Origin of the sequence: Streptomyces agglomeratus (genome assembly GCF_001746415.1) — a bacterium.
Taxonomy (GTDB): Bacteria; Actinomycetota; Actinomycetes; order Streptomycetales; family Streptomycetaceae; genus Streptomyces; species Streptomyces agglomeratus.
On sequence record NZ_MEHJ01000001.1, the window covers coordinates 4,748,343 to 4,762,667 of the forward strand.

Here is a 14,325-nt window from a genome sequence, read left to right on the forward strand (position 1 = left end):
GCGGCGGCCGGAGGGGAGCGAGCTCTCGCGGGTCAGCTGGTGCGGCCCTTGGAGTCGAACTCCTTCATCCGGTCGAGGACACCGTCCGCGGTCGGGCTCAGCATCTCGTCCACGATCCGCCCGTCCGCCAGGAAGATCACGCGGTCCGCGTACGAGGCGGCCGACGGATCGTGCGTCACCATGACGACGGTCTGGCCCAGCTCGCGCACCGAGTTCCGCAGGAAGCCCAGGACCTCGGCGCCCGAGCGCGAGTCCAGGTTTCCGGTCGGCTCGTCGCCGAACATGATCTCCGGCCTGCTCGCCAGCGCGCGGGCCACGGCGACGCGCTGCTGCTGGCCGCCGGAGAGCTGCGCGGGGCGGTGGCTGAGCCGGTCGGACAGGCCCACCATGTCGATGACCGTCTTCAGCCACTCCTGGTCGGGCTTGCGGCCGGCGATGTCCATCGGCAGCGTGATGTTCTCGGCGGCGGTCAGCGTGGGCAGCAGGTTGAACGCCTGGAAGATGAAGCCGATCTTGTCCCGGCGCAGCTGCGTGAGCTGCTTGTCCTTAAGGGTGCCCAGCTCGGTCTCACCGATCCGTACGGAGCCGGAGCTGAAGGAGTCCAGACCGGCCACGCAGTGCATCAGCGTCGACTTGCCGGAGCCGGACGGACCCATGATCGCCGTGAACTCGCCCTGCCGGAAGTCGACCGTGACCCGGTCCAGGGCGACCACCTGGGTCTCGCCCTGCCCGTAGACCTTCGAAAGCTCCGTGGCGCGTGCGGCCACCGCGGTGGCGCGGTGGGCGGTGGCGGTGGGGGTGGTGGTCACGAGAGGGCACTCCTGTCGGGGACGTGTAAAGGGACCCCTTCATCGTCCCGTCCGATCGGCGCCCGCGGATCAGCCCTCGTGCCCGTTCGGGTGGCCCTCTTGAGTCGCATCGCCGGACACGGCGGTCCTCCTTTGGTATGACGCCGCCCCTGAGACCCTCCCCGGGCCCGTCCCCTGAGTCACGAAGAGGCCACGCACAGTCGAGTTTCCGCCTTTCCCGCAGGCGGCCCTTCGGACGCGTCCACCGCGCCGGGCATGTGCCGACAGCCCATTACGCACGCTGACACACCCTCAGGCGCCAATAAAATAAGACAACATCGGCCGGGGGTTCCGCTGTTCGGGGGAAGCGTCCGGATAGGCTCTGACCCGCTAATTGCGGAGCCGCGCACCTTGCCCGGATGGTGGAATGCAGACACGGCGAGCTTAAACCTCGCTGCCCCTCGGGGCGTGCCGGTTCGAGTCCGGCTCCGGGCACGTCACGGTCTCAGAAAGATCCTCCCCTGGCACTAGGGTGTTCCTTTTGCTTTCCCATTACTCTTGACTCCAAGGCCACGCAGGGTGGCCATGGAGGAGTGAGATGAGGAGCAGCAACCCGGTCTTCTCGCGACGGGGCTTCAGCCGCGACAACGGCACCGCGGGCTTCACCGCGGCACCGCAGGCCGGGGGCCCCGCCGTCGGTACGGCGCAGGGCAACCCGTACGCCCAGGGCGCCCCCGCGAACCCGTACGCGACCAACCCTTACGCCCAGCAGGACACGCAGTACGGCGCCCCGCAGGCGCCCGTACGCGGCAACGTGATGACGATGGACGACGTCGTCGCGCGGACGGGCATGACGCTCGGCCTCGTGATCGCCGGCGCCACCGTGGCATGGGTGATGGACCTCAGCCTCGGCCTGGCCATCGGCGCCGCTCTCGTGGCGATGGTGCTCGGGCTGGTCCAGTCCTTCAAGAGCAAGCCCGTCCCCGCGATGATCCTGGCGTACGCGGCCTTCGAGGGCATCTTCCTCGGCGCACTCAGCAACTACGTGAACACGTACGTGGCCGAGGGCGCGGCCATGCAGGCGGTGCTGGGCACGATGGCGGTCTTCGTCACCATGCTCTTCCTGTACAAGACCCGGATCATCCGCGTCACCCAGCGCTTCACGCGCTACCTGATGATCGCCGCGATCAGCTTCATCGTCCTGACCTCCGTGAACCTGCTGTTCATGGTGTTCGCCGGCGGTGACGGCCTCGGCTTCCGCAGCGGCGGAATGGGCATCCTCTTCGGTGTCGTCGGTGTGCTGCTCGGCGCGTTCTTCCTCGCCATGGACTTCAAGCAGGTCGAGGACGGCGTGGCGTACGGCGCTCCCCGCGAGGAGTCGTGGATGGCGGCCTTCGGCCTCACCCTGACCCTGGTGTGGATCTACCTGGAGATGCTGCGACTGGTCTCCATCCTCAGCGGCGACGACTAGTCGCCCCTGAGTGCCGCGAGCACATGCGGAAGGGCCCGTCCGGCAATCGCCGGGCGGGCCCTTCCGCATGTCGACGGCCGACGCGGGCCGGGGGCTAGAGCAATCGCCGGGCGGCGCGCCTCAGGTCGTACTCGTGGATGATCGCCTTCGCATGGCCGTAGGCGAGATTGTGTTCGCTCCGAAGCCAGCTCACCTTCTCCTCGAAACGGAAGAGGGCGGGGCCGTCATCGACGGTGCGCAACCAGTCGGAGACTTCACGACCGGTGCACTGGGGGATTCGGGAGAGCAGGTTCTGGTGGGTCTCTTCGGAGAAGACTTGGGACATTCGGCGCCTCCGGACGCATTGCGCGAGTGCTCCTTCATGTCACCGTGCCTGAGTGTTCGCCCGTTGGCAACAGTCCCGGACGGGCGCGTAGGGTCGCGGCGTGCTCGATACAACGCCCCTGACGGCCGCCGTGGACCGATTCGCCGACCGGCTGCGCGCCGCCCCGCAGAGCCGCCTCCAGCGCGGCGCCGCCGCCGAAGGACTGGCTCTGGCCAGGGAATTGTCCGTACGGGCCCAGCGGATCGAGGAGCCTGGACGGGAGCCGCGGATCATGCCTGACGCGGGTGCGTTCGCGGTGGCCGACCAACTGGCGGTGGCGGGTCATGATTTGGCGAAGGCGCTGGAAACGTCGTGCACACCCGTACGAGAGCGGCAAGCGGAGCGGGAACGGGAAACGGCCCCGTCCGCGGAGACCGGTCTGGAGACCGGTCTGGACGAGGCCGTGCGTCTGGTGAAGGCGGCGGCGGCGCGCGCCGGGGTCTGACGGGGCTAGATCGACGCGATGACGCGGTCGGCGAGGATGTAGACGCTTTCCTCACCGCAGGAGAAGGTCAGGGCGTACGCACCGGAGATGCCGGAGCCGCCGAGCAGGACCGGGGAATCGCCGCCGCGAAGCGACTCGGCGAGGCGCTCGGCGGTCTCGCGGTGGCCGGGGGTCATGCAGAGCGTCGTACCGTCCGTGAAGACGTAGACGTCGAGGGTGCCGAGGGGGCCCGGGCGTACGTCGGCGAGCGCGGTGCGGGCGGCCGCCAGCTCTTCCAGGCGGGTCACGGTGCGCTCGTGGTCGGCCACGACCGGTGTCTGGACCGGTACGAAGTCGGGGTGCGAGGGGTGGCGGCGGCGCGCGGCGGCCAGCTCGGGGGAGTCCTCGGGGAACGCGTCGGCCGGCTCCAAGTCGTCGAGGGCCTCCAGGGCGTCGGCGCCGTCGAGGGCTTCGAGCGCCTCGTACGCGTCGAGCGACTCCAGGCCCGTGAAGTCCGCCTGCCGCGGGACGAAGAACGGCGGCGTCTCGTCGCCGAGACCGGTCAGACCACCCAGCAGCGACGGGGCGTCGGCGGCGTCACGCGCTTCCTGTGCGGCCCAGAAGGCACGCGCCTCGGCGAGCTCGCGCTCCCGCTCCTCGGCGAGGGCTTCGGCCACCGCGGCCCGTATCCCGTCCGCTTCCGCGGCGCGGGTCTGCTGGGGGACGGCGGCCCCGGAACGGCCGAGCGCGGCGGCGGCCGTCAGCTCGGTGCGCAGGGCGTGGACCTGCTTGCGCAGTCCGTGGACCGCGTGCAGGGCAGCGGCGCCCACGGCCGTGGCGGCGGCTGTGGTCAGCAACAGGGCAAGAGGCATGGCGCTCACTGACTTACTCCCGGTTTCATCGATCCCCCGACTTCCTACATCAGCTTGAGGGGAGTGCGCGCCGTCTGTCAGTGCATTACGTCACGAAATGGACAGGTCTTTTGTCTGGTGGTTCAGCCCGCAACCATCGTTGACCTGGGGATATGCCTCTCCCCCAGGAGATAGATCACATCCTGGGGGAGATTGGGTCACGAACCGGGTTACGCACCGGCTCACGCACCAGGTGCGCCGGGGGAGGCGACCGGGGCTCCCGGGGCGGGGTCAGTGGTGCGGCAGGGTCAGCTGAGGCGCTCGATGACCATGGCCATGCCCTGGCCGCCACCGACGCACATCGTCTCCAGGCCGAACTGCTTGTCGTGGAACTGGAGGCTGTTGATCAGCGTGCCGGTGATGCGGGCGCCCGTCATGCCGAAGGGGTGGCCGACGGCGATGGCGCCACCGTTGACGTTCAGCTTGTCCAGGTCCAGACCGAGGTCCTGGTACGACGGGATCACCTGGGCGGCGAACGCCTCGTTGATCTCGGCGAGGTCGATGTCGCCGATGGTCAGCCCGGCGCGCTTGAGCGCCTGCTTGCTGGCCTCGACGGGGCCGTAACCCATGATCTCGGGCGAGAGGCCGGAGACGCCGGTCGAAACGATCCGCGCCAGCGGCGTCAGCCCCAGCTCACGGGCCTTGGTGTCGCTCATGATGACGAGGGCGGCGGCGCCGTCGTTCAGCGGGCAGCAGTTCGCGGCGGTGACGCGGCCGTCGGGGCGGAAGACGGGCTTGAGGCCCTGGACGCCTTCGAGGGTGACACCGGCGCGCGGCCCGTCGTCCTGCGACACGACGGTCCCGTCGGGGGTCGTGACCGGGGTGATCTCGCGCTCCCAGAAGCCGTTCTTGATGGCCTGCTCGGCGAGGTTCTGCGACCGTACGCCGAACTCGTCCATCTCGGCGCGGGAGATGCCCTTGAGGCGGGCGAGGTTCTCGGCGGTCTGCCCCATCGCGATGTACGCGTCGGGGACGAGGCCGTCCTCGCGCGGGTCGTGCCAGTCCGCGCCCTCGCTCTGCGCGACGGCGGCGGTACGGGCCTCCGCCTCGGCGAACAGCGGGTTGTGGGTGTCCGGGAGGCTGTCCGAATTGCCCTTGACGGAGCGGGACACCATCTCGACACCGGCGGAGATGAAGACGTCGCCCTCGCCGGCCTTGATGGCGTGCAGCGCCATGCGGGAGGTCTGGAGCGAGGAGGAACAGTACCGGGTGACGGTGCAGCCGGGGAGGTGGTCCATGCCCATCTGGACGGCGACGATGCGGCCCAGGTTGTGTCCCTGCTCGCCGCCCGGGAGGCCGCAGCCCAGCATGAGGTCGTCGATGTCACGGGGGTCGAGCTCGGGCACCTTGGCGAGGGCGGCCTGCACGATGGTGGCGGTCAGGTCGTCGGGCCGCAGGTCCTTCAGCGAGCCCTTGAAGGCGCGGCCGATGGGCGAACGGGCGGTGGAAACGATCACGGCTTCGGGCATGACGGCTCCATGAGGGCGAGAAGGCGGATGGGCACGGCTGAGTGGGAAGTTACCCGTACGTACGGCTGCGGTCACCGACCTGGTGCTGTGATGCGGGCCTCTTTTCTAAGCGCCCGCTCAGTCGGGGGGTGAGTGCCGGGTTGCTTCAGCCTGTCCGTCGTTGGAGGACCGGGGTCCGGGGCGGAGCCCCAATCGGGACGGCGGCTCGGGGAAAGCCCGGCGCAGCGGCACCCGCATCCCACCGCACCCCGCACCTCGCACCCGTATCCCACCGCACCCGCATCCCACGCGTCGCCGCGCCCTCACAGCGCCCGGCGCGGCTCCGACTGGTGAGCCGGTTCCGTCGCGGCCGGCAGGCGCCGGCGCCGGCGGTGCTTCAGCAGGGCCCAGGGCGCCCGGGCGCCCGTGACCTCCGTACCTGCGGCCGAAGCCGCCTCCGCCGCCGCCTTGGCGACCGGCAGCATGTCCTCGTCCCGCGACGCGTCCAGCCGGTCCGACTCCGGCCACAGCCCCAGCGCCGCGCACAGCGTCGGCAGCACGGCCATCGCCGCCGTCGCGTACCCCTCCGCCGAGGGGTGGTAGTTGTCCGGCCCGAACAGCTCGCGGGGGTTCGCCAGGAACTCCGGCCCCAGCAGGTCGCCCAGCGACACCGTGCGTCCTCCCTGCTCCACCGTGCCGATCGTCTGCGCCGCCGCCAGCTGCCGCGAGACGCGCCGGGCCAGCCACCGCAGCGGCTGGTAGACCGGCTCGATCGTGCCCAGGTCGGGACAGGTGCCGACGACCACCTCCGCCCCGGCCGTACGCAGGCGGCGTACCGCCGCAGCGAGGTAACGGACCGACTGCGTGGGGGGCATCCGGTGCGTGACGTCGTTCGCGCCGATCATGATCACGCAGACGTCGGGCAGTCGCTCCCGGTCCGCCAGTACGACCGTGACCTGCCGCTCCAGGTCGTCCGACTGCGCCCCGGGCAGCGCCACGTTGCGCAGTACGACCGGACGCTCCGCCACCGCCGCGAGACCGGACGCGAGGAGCGCCCCGGGGGTCTGCCCGGCCCGGCGTACGCCCTGCCCCGCCGCCGTCGAGTCGCCGAGCATGGCGAGCCGCAGCGGGGCGTCCATCGGGTACCCGGCCAGGGGCATTCCGTACAGCCCGTCCGCCAGGGGTGGGACCGGCGCCCGCCCGTCGCCCACGGACCGCTTGGCCAGCTGCACCTCGGCAAGGAAGATCCCCACCGCCGCCGCGCCGACCAGACCGATCCCGCCCCCTCCATATGCCGCGCCAGCGGCGATTCGCCGTGCCACCCTTGCCCTCGACACAGTCGCAGCCACCTCCTCCGGGCCTTGAAGTCTCGCGCTCAAGTGCTTACTGCCCGGTAGTGGGCGCTCTTCAATCTCGTCCGAAGGTGAACGCGCCGTCGTCAGCCCTTTACGCTGGGCCGCATACCACCACGGAGACCCCGGAGCGCATCGTGCAATTTCACGACTCGATGATCACCCTCGTCGGCAACACCCCGCTTGTGAGGCTTGGCAGCGTGACGGCCGGAATCCAGGCAACAGTCCTGGCCAAGGTCGAGTACTTCAATCCCGGCGGATCCGTGAAGGACCGGATCGCCCTGCGCATGATCGAGGCGGCGGAGGAGAGCGGCGCGCTCAAGCCCGGCGGCACGATCGTCGAACCGACGTCCGGCAACACCGGTGTCGGCCTCGCCATCGTGGCTCAGCAAAAGGGCTACAAGTGCATCTTCGTCTGCCCCGACAAGGTCTCGACGGACAAGATCAATGTGCTGCGCGCGTACGGCGCCGAGGTCGTCGTGTGCCCCACGGCCGTCGACCCCGAGCACCCGGACTCGTACTACAACGTCTCCGACCGCCTGGTCGCCGAGACGCCGGGTGCCTGGAAGCCGGACCAGTACAGCAACCCGAACAACCCGCGCTCGCACTACGAGACGACCGGTCCCGAACTGTGGACGCAGACGGACGGGAAGATCACCCACTTCGTCGCGGGTGTCGGCACCGGCGGCACGATCTCCGGTACCGGCCGCTACCTGAAGGAGGTCAGCGACGGGAAGGTCAAGATCATCGGCGCGGACCCCGAGGGTTCGGTGTACTCGGGTGGTTCGGGCCGGCCGTACCTGGTCGAGGGTGTCGGTGAGGACTTCTGGCCGTCGGCGTACGACGCGACCGTGACGGACGAGATCGTCGCGGTGTCGGACAAGGACTCGTTCCAGATGACGCGCCGCCTCGCCAAGGAGGAGGGCCTCCTGGTCGGCGGCTCCTGCGGCATGGCGGTCGTCGGCGCGCTGCGCGTCGCGGAGCGCCTCGGCCCGGACGACGTCGTGGTCGTGCTGCTGCCGGACAGCGGCCGCGGCTACCTCAGCAAGATCTTCAACGACGAGTGGATGGCGGACTACGGCTTCCTGGAGGAGTCGGGTACCCACGCGAGCGTCGGTGACGTCCTTCAGCACAAGGAGGGCGACATCCCGAAGCTGGTGCACATGCACCCGGAGGAGACCGTCGGCGAGGCGATCGACGTACTGCGTGAGTACGGCGTCTCGCAGATGCCGATCGTGAAGCCGGGCGCGGGACACCCGGACGTCATGGCGGCGGAGGTCATCGGCTCGGTCGTCGAACGCGAGCTGCTGGACGCCCTGTTCGCCCAGCGTGCACAGCTGGGAGACCGGCTGGAGAAGCACATGAGCGCGCCGCTGCCGCAGGTCGGGTCGGGAGAGCCGGTGGAGGACCTGATGGCCGTACTGGGCAGCAAGGGGCAGCACGACGCGGCGATTGTGCTGGTCGAGGGGAAGCCGACGGGCGTGGTGAGCAGGCAGGACCTGCTGGCGTTCCTGGCGAAGCCGCAGGTGTAGGCAGGGCCGAGGCGGCGGCGGGGCTGCGGGTTCGCGGCCTCGCTGCTCCGGGGCTCCGGGGCTCCGAGGCTTCGGGGCTCCGGGGCTTCGCAAAAGTGGTACGGGGGCGACACGTTCGCGCAGCACCGGCTTAACATGCGTGCGACACATTGGTCGTTGTCGGCGTCAAGGACAACCGGAGCGGCTCCCGGACCTCCATGGACGCCTGGACGCGAGGCCGGTCCTGAACCCGGATCACGTCCCTCGCGGGGACCGCCGTCGTCCCGCCCCCCGGGCAACCGGGGGTGCGGCGGTCCCCGCGATATTTTTTACGGCTTGCTCTCGGTCAGTCGTCCCAGTGGGCCTTCTCGCGCTTGCCCCGCAACCAGGGCATGCCGTGTGCCGCGTGGACGGCGTTGACGCCGACGATGCCGAGCCAGGCGACGATCAGGCCCTTGAGGCCCGCGTTGGCCACCCCGATCGCCGAGAGCGGGATGGCGAGGACGAGGGAGACCGCGCCGAAACCGAACCGCTCGCCGAAGCTCGACTGGTTGTGCGGCGGCTTGGCGCTGCCTCTGGCGACGACCATCTGCTGCTCGGCGAGCTGGCGCCGGACGCGGCGGTCGACCGTACCGTCGAGACGCTGCTCGACCTTCTCCAGGAACGACTCGACGAGCGCGGACTCGTAGTCGTCCCCGAGCTCCTTGCGCGCGTGCAAGGTGGCGTCGAGTTCCTTCTTCAGCTCAGGATCGCGGGCTTCCATGGCGCCCACGCTACGGAGCGGGGCCACGCTGCCGCAGTGGGGCTAACCCCCCTTTCTCGCCGACCGCACAGGGGGCTGGGGGTGCGACCGACGCGCGTCATGTGCCGGGTTCGTCGCGGTGACCGTCTTGGCGCTCACGCGCGGAAAGGGGATGCGGGCGGGGGTGGCCTCCGGGTTACATGTCCGCATGGTGTCCACCGACCGGCTGCTGGGATTCGCGGCCATGTCATTCCTGCTGATCGTCATTCCCGGCCCCAGTGTGCTGTTCGTGATCGGCAGGGCGCTGGCGCAGGGGCGCCGAGCCGCGCTGACCACGGTCGTGGGGAACACGCTCGGAGCGTATGTGCTCGTCGTGGCGGTGGCGCTCGGCGTCGGGTCCGTGGTGGAGCGCTCGGTACTCGCCTTCACGGCGCTCAAGCTCGTGGGCGCCGCGTACTTGGTGTACCTCGGCGTAAAAGCGGTGCGGCAGCGTGGGGCGTTGCACGCTTCGCTGACGGGTGACGGTGCCGCGTCCGGCGGCCTGCGCACGCTGTGGGAGGGGTTCGCCGTCGGCGTGGCCAACCCCAAAACCATCGTGTTCTTCGCTGCCGTACTGCCTCAGTTCGTCGACCGAAGCCAGGGGCACGTACCGCTTCAAATGCTGGTGCTCGGCTTGGTCTTCAACGTCATCGCGGTGGCGTCCGACAGTGTGTGGGGATTGGTGGCGGCCACCACGCGGAGCTGGTTCGCCCGCTCCCCGCAGCGGCTCGCCGTGATCGGAGGGGTCGGCGGGCTGACGATGATCGGTCTCGGCGTCACAGTGGCGGCGACAGGTCGCAAGGACTAGCCCCCGAGCTCTGGAGTGGGACGAACCCGCCACTTGGCGAGCGCCTTGCCCGCCCAAATGCATCAAAAAGATACATAACGGCTCGTGATGTTCGTCTACTGCCGGGTACTCATTCCCACTCACGCCGGCACCGGGCTTGTGGCCCGGCCGACCGCCGGCCGGGGTGGACGCCGAGCCGGCCCGAGTCACCCCATGCAACTGGCGCGTCCCACCCGCAGACGTTGCAGCTCGCAGGTCGCCAGGGTGCTTCAGCCGTCCACCGGCCCGGGTGTGCGTGTGCGTTCGGTTTGGGGATGTCGCACCAGCGGCCGTTGCCGCAGTCGCTGAGCCAGGGGGCCGAGCCGCCCCCGGAAGCTGCCGCGTCCCACCCACTCATCCGCCGCCCGGCAACGAGTGCGCGGCCACTTCCCGAGCCGTTCCCGTGGGCTCCCCCGGGGGCCGCCCCCCTTAAGCATTGCGGCGGAGGTTCGGCGGTCAAGGGTGGAGCGAAGCGCAATCGCCGCAGGCGACGCGACGCAGGAGCGCCCTTGAGGGCCGGGCCTCCGACGCCAGCCTTGGTCAAGGCGGCCCCCACGCCAGAAGCAACCAACGCCCCGGGGTACCCAGCGCCCCCGCCCCCGCCCCGCCCGCCCGCTTGCCGCCGCGCGCCGTCGCCGAGTGGCCTTGACCTCTCGCCGGCTGCCGTCCAGCCATTGCCTCAACTGCCACTTCACTCCTACGTTCAACACGTTCAACACGTACAACAGGTTCAGCACGTCGACACGTTCAGCACGTTCAGCACGCGGGTCGTCCGATCTCTCGTACTGCTGTCGGCCGAGGAGTGGGTTCGTTGTCCCGTAGGTCCACCCGCGAGTCCGGGCCCGCCCTCCTCCGGTACGACAAGCCCGCGACCGGGTGGGAGCGCGAAGCGCTGCCCATCGGTAACGGCGCCATGGGCGCCATGGTCTTCGGCGGTGTGGGGCGGGAACAGCTCCAGCTGAACGAGAAGTCCTTGTGGACCGGAGGCCCCGGCAGCGCGGAGGGCTACGACCACGGTGACTGGCCCGAACCGCGTCCCGGAGCGATAGCCGACGTGCAGAGGATCATCGACCGGCAGGGGTCGATGGAGCCCGGTGAAGTGTCCCGGCGGCTGGGGAATCCGGCGTACGCGACCGTCGGGGCAGTCCCCGGCTTCGGCAACTACCAGAACCTCGGCGACCTCTTCCTCGACGTACCCGATGCGCCCCACGTTCCTGATGCGCCCGAAGCGCCCCGCACACCCGGCGCCTACCGTCGCGCCCTCGACATCGCCGATGCCGTCGCCACCGTCTCGTACAGCGACGGCGAGACCCGCTGCACCCGCGAGTACTTCGCCAGCCACCCCGGCAACGTCATCGTCGGGCGGGTGTCCGCCGACCGGCCCGGCAAGGTGTCCTTCACGCTCAGTTTCAGAAGTGCGCAGGCCGGGACCTCGGTCACCGTCAAGGACGGCCGGCTCCTCATCCGTGGCGCGCTGGCCGACAACGGGCTGAAGTACGAGGCACAGGTGCAGGTCCTCATCACCGGCGGGACCCGTACCGACACCCACGCCGACAGCAACAGCGCTGACCGCAGCACCAGCGCTGACCGCAGCGACAACGCCAGCGGCGGCGGCAGCAGCAGCGAAGACAGCGGCAGCAGCAGTAACGACAGCGGCAGCCGTATCGTCGTCACCGGCGCCGACAGCGCCATGTTCGTGCTCTCCGCCGGAACGGACTACGCCGGCGACCGCCCCGGCCACGGCTACCGGGGCGACGACCCGCACGCACGCGTCACCGCCGCCGTCGACCGGGCCGCCGGGCAGACGTACAGCGACCTGCGGCGGGCCCATGTCGCGGACCACCGCGCACTGTTCGACCGCGTACGCCTGGACATCGGACAGCACGCGGTGACGGATGCGGATGGCGTCCCCGTTCCCGACGTACCGACCGACCAGTTGCTCCGCTCCTACACAGGCCGTGGCGCGTCACCCGCCGACCGTGCGCTGGAAGCGCTCTACTTCGCGTACGGGCGGTACCTGCTCATCGCGTCCTCACGTCCGGGCTCGCTCCCCGCCAACCTCCAAGGTGTGTGGAACGACTCCGACACGCCACCCTGGTGCGGCGACTACCACACCAACATCAACATCCAGATGAACTACTGGCCCGCCGAGCTCACGAACCTCCCCGAGACCGCCGAGCCGTACCACGACTTCATCGACCGCCTGCGCGTACCCGGACGCCGCACCGCCCACTCGATGTTCGGTACGGCGGCCGGGTGGGTGGTGCATCAGAACACCAACCCCTTCGGTTACACCGGCGTACACGACTGGCCCACCGCCTTCTGGATGCCGGAGGCCAACGGCTGGCTCGTGCAGCAGCTCTACGAGCGCTACCTCTTCGGCCGGGACAAGGCATTTCTGCGCGACACGGCGTATCCCGTCATGAAGGAGGCCGCCCAGTTCTGGCTGGCCAATCTCCACACCGACCCGCGCGACGGCAAGCTGGTCGTTTCACCCAGCTACTCGCCCGAGCACGGCGACTTCACCGCAGGCGCCTCCATGCCGCAGCAGATCGTGCACGACCTGCTCGCGAACACCGCCGAGGCGAGTGAAGCCCTCGGCACGGACGACGACTTCCGTGCGGAGATCCTCGGTGCTCTCGCCGCCCTCGACCCGGGGCTGCGCATCGGATCGTGGGGACAGCTCCAGGAGTGGAAGGCCGACATCGACAGCCGCACCGACACCCACCGGCACGCTTCCCACCTCTTCGCCCTGCACCCGGGGCGCCGGATCGAGGCAGGTACCGCGTACGCCGACGCCGCGCGCGTGTCGCTCACGGCGCGCGGCGACGGCGGCACCGGGTGGTCGAAGGCATGGAAGGTGAACTTCTGGGCGCGCCTGCGGGACGGAGACCACGCCGCCCGGATGCTCGCCGAGCAGCTGAAGTGCTCCACACTGCCGAACCTCTGGGACACCCACCCGCCGTTCCAGATCGACGGCAACTTCGGGGCGACGTCCGGTATCGCCGAGATGCTGCTCCAGAGCCACTCCCGCTCGGGACGTCACGCCGGTGCCACTGCCACTGCCACTGCCAGCGTCGCGGGTGCGGGTGCGGGTGCGGGCTCGGCTCCGGGCTCGGGTGCCGGTCCGGCCGGAGAGGTCCTGGTCGATCTGCTGCCCGCCCTGCCTTCCGTCTGGGCCGAGCGGGGTTCGTACGACGGACTTCGCGCCCGCGGCGACTTCACCGTCGGGGTGGACTGGAGGCAGGGCGCCGCGACGGAGATCCGGCTTCACTCGGGCAGTGGAGTGACGGCCAGGCTGCGCAGTCCCCTCTTCGCGGGTCCGCGCCCGGGTCCGTTCCGCGTCGTACGCGACGACAGGGAGCCCGCCGACCACACCCTCACCGACGGCACCCTCACCCTGCCCACCCGCCCCGGCGAGCACTACCGGATCGTCACCACGTCCTCGTGGTGATCGCGGGGCCGATGCTTGATCGCCGGGCCGACGCTTGCCGCGGCTGTATATGGTCATGCAGAGTTGTTGGTGTCTGAATAGATGCCGTTTGCTCGCGGATGATGTACGCAAGAACTCTGAGGGGGATGGCATGAGCGACAGCCCTGCCGCACGGTTGCAGCAGCTCTTCGACGGGCATCGGCTCACGCCCACCCAGCGGCGTATCGCGCACTGCATGGTGCGCAAGGCCGCCGATGTGCCGTTTCTGTCGAGCGTCGAGCTGGCCGAGCTGGCCGGCGTCAGCCAGCCGTCCGTCACGCGCTTCGCGGTCGCGCTCGGCTTCGACGGCTACCCGGCTCTGCGCAAGCACCTGCGCGACGTCGCGCCCACCGAGCCCTTGCGCGGCGAGGACGAGTACAACGAGTACCAGCAGGCGGTCCAGGCCGAGATCGAGAACCTCAAGCACCTCTCCCAGCTGCTCGCAGATCCCGGCCCAGTCGAGGAAGCGGGGCGCATCCTCGCCGCCTCCCGTCCGCTGCCCGTGCTCGGCCTGCGCGCCGCGTCGTCGCAGGCGCGCGGCTTCGCCTACTTCGCCGCGAAGGTGCACCCCGACGTACGCCTCCTCGACGAGAGCGGCTCGATGCTCACCGACCGGATCGACGGTGCCCGCCGCGCGGGTGCGACCGCGCTCCTGTGCTTCGCGCTGCCGCGCCACCCGCGTGAGGTCGTGGACGCGCTGGCGTACGCGCGGGAGCAGGGCCTGACGGTGGTGACGGTCGCCGACTCCGCCTTCGCGCCGGTGGCGGCCCACAGCGACCTGCTGATCCCGGCGGCGGTCGGCACGGGCCTCGCGTTCGACACGGCGTGTGCGCCGATGCTGCTGGGGCGGGTGCTGCTGGAAGCGATGTGCGACGACCTGCCGGACGCCCAGGCGCGGCTGGAGGAGTTCGACACGAAGGCGGCGGCGCGCGGCCTGTTCGTCGAGTAGCAGTCTGGGGCGCGGCCTGTCGTCGAGT

General features: G+C 70.1%; 12 protein-coding genes and 1 tRNA gene. 7 read left to right on the forward strand and 6 right to left on the reverse strand.

Annotated features, from left to right (window positions below):
* Positions 1-32 precede the first annotated feature (32 nt).
* Positions 33-809, reverse strand: a complete 777-nt coding sequence (locus AS594_RS20685; RefSeq protein ID WP_069928454.1) for an ABC transporter ATP-binding protein — start codon at positions 807-809, stop codon at positions 33-35.
* A gap of 392 nt (positions 810-1,201) precedes the next feature.
* Here AS594_RS20685 and AS594_RS20690 point away from each other — a divergent pair.
* Both AS594_RS20690 and AS594_RS20695 read left to right on the forward strand, forming a co-directional pair.
* Positions 1,202-1,283 (forward strand) — tRNA-Leu (locus AS594_RS20690).
* Between the two features lie 103 nt (positions 1,284-1,386).
* Positions 1,387-2,259 (forward strand): Bax inhibitor-1/YccA family protein, encoded by an 873-nt coding sequence (locus AS594_RS20695; protein ID WP_069928455.1) that lies wholly within the window; start codon positions 1,387-1,389, stop codon positions 2,257-2,259.
* Positions 2,260-2,353: 94 nt separating this feature from the next.
* On the opposite strand, the gene AS594_RS20700 is transcribed toward AS594_RS20695, so the two are convergent.
* The gene (locus tag AS594_RS20700) at positions 2,354-2,584 is read right to left on the reverse strand and encodes a DUF4287 domain-containing protein (protein ID WP_069928456.1); all 231 of its coding nucleotides are present in this window, start codon (positions 2,582-2,584) and stop codon (positions 2,354-2,356) included.
* A 100-nt stretch (positions 2,585-2,684) separates the two neighbouring features.
* Between AS594_RS20700 and AS594_RS20705 the strand changes: the two genes are divergently transcribed.
* Positions 2,685-3,068, forward strand: a complete 384-nt coding sequence (locus AS594_RS20705; RefSeq protein WP_069935211.1) for a hypothetical protein — start codon at positions 2,685-2,687, stop codon at positions 3,066-3,068.
* Positions 3,069-3,073: 5 nt separating this feature from the next.
* Here the strand turns inward: AS594_RS20705 and AS594_RS20710 are convergent, their stop codons facing one another.
* The 3 genes from AS594_RS20710 to AS594_RS20720 all read right to left on the reverse strand — a co-directional run bounded on the left by AS594_RS20710 (position 3,074) and on the right by AS594_RS20720 (position 6,728).
* Positions 3,074-3,919, reverse strand: a complete 846-nt coding sequence (locus tag AS594_RS20710) for a hypothetical protein (RefSeq protein WP_206281749.1) — start codon at positions 3,917-3,919, stop codon at positions 3,074-3,076.
* 287 nt (positions 3,920-4,206) lie between these two features.
* Positions 4,207-5,427 (reverse strand): acetyl-CoA C-acetyltransferase, encoded by a 1,221-nt coding sequence (locus tag AS594_RS20715; RefSeq protein WP_069928458.1) that lies wholly within the window; start codon positions 5,425-5,427, stop codon positions 4,207-4,209.
* Between the two features lie 302 nt (positions 5,428-5,729).
* Entirely contained in the window at positions 5,730-6,728 is a 999-nt protein-coding gene (locus tag AS594_RS20720; RefSeq protein ID WP_069932378.1) for an SGNH/GDSL hydrolase family protein, read from the reverse strand.
* Positions 6,729-6,895: 167 nt separating this feature from the next.
* Between AS594_RS20720 and AS594_RS20725 the strand changes: the two genes are divergently transcribed.
* Positions 6,896-8,290, forward strand: a complete 1,395-nt coding sequence (locus AS594_RS20725; RefSeq protein ID WP_069928460.1) for a cystathionine beta-synthase — start codon at positions 6,896-6,898, stop codon at positions 8,288-8,290.
* A 325-nt stretch (positions 8,291-8,615) separates the two neighbouring features.
* Here the strand turns inward: AS594_RS20725 and AS594_RS20730 are convergent, their stop codons facing one another.
* Complete coding sequence (locus tag AS594_RS20730; RefSeq protein WP_069928461.1) at positions 8,616-9,032, reverse strand: hypothetical protein; 417 nt, start codon at positions 9,030-9,032, stop codon at positions 8,616-8,618.
* A 187-nt stretch (positions 9,033-9,219) separates the two neighbouring features.
* Between AS594_RS20730 and AS594_RS20735 the strand changes: the two genes are divergently transcribed.
* The 3 genes from AS594_RS20735 (at position 9,220) to AS594_RS20745 (ending at position 14,297) form a co-directional block, all read left to right on the forward strand.
* Positions 9,220-9,858, forward strand: a complete 639-nt coding sequence (locus AS594_RS20735) for a LysE family translocator (protein WP_069928462.1) — start codon at positions 9,220-9,222, stop codon at positions 9,856-9,858.
* An 829-nt stretch (positions 9,859-10,687) separates the two neighbouring features.
* Positions 10,688-13,330, forward strand: coding sequence for a glycoside hydrolase family 95 protein (locus tag AS594_RS41185; RefSeq protein WP_079148718.1), 2,643 nt, complete (start codon positions 10,688-10,690; stop codon positions 13,328-13,330).
* Between the two features lie 130 nt (positions 13,331-13,460).
* A complete protein-coding gene (locus tag AS594_RS20745; protein WP_069928464.1) occupies positions 13,461-14,297 on the forward strand; it encodes a MurR/RpiR family transcriptional regulator in 837 nt (278 codons plus the stop codon).
* The last annotated feature ends 28 nt before the right edge of the window (positions 14,298-14,325 follow it).

Excerpts from the sequence above, each read along its gene's own strand:
- AS594_RS20730 (WP_069928461.1), bottom strand. The coding sequence starts at position 9,032 with ATGGAAGCCCGCGATCCTGAGCTGAAGAAGGAACTCGACGCCACCTTG.
- AS594_RS20745 (WP_069928464.1), top strand. The coding sequence starts at position 13,461 with ATGAGCGACAGCCCTGCCGCACGGTTGCAGCAGCTCTTCGACGGGCAT.
- AS594_RS20695 (WP_069928455.1), top strand. The coding sequence starts at position 1,387 with ATGAGGAGCAGCAACCCGGTCTTCTCGCGACGGGGCTTCAGCCGCGAC.
- AS594_RS20710 (WP_206281749.1), bottom strand. The coding sequence starts at position 3,919 with ATGCCTCTTGCCCTGTTGCTGACCACAGCCGCCGCCACGGCCGTGGGC.
- AS594_RS20715 (WP_069928458.1), bottom strand. The coding sequence starts at position 5,427 with ATGCCCGAAGCCGTGATCGTTTCCACCGCCCGTTCGCCCATCGGCCGC.
- AS594_RS20700 (WP_069928456.1), bottom strand. The coding sequence starts at position 2,584 with ATGTCCCAAGTCTTCTCCGAAGAGACCCACCAGAACCTGCTCTCCCGA.
- AS594_RS20735 (WP_069928462.1), top strand. The coding sequence starts at position 9,220 with ATGGTGTCCACCGACCGGCTGCTGGGATTCGCGGCCATGTCATTCCTG.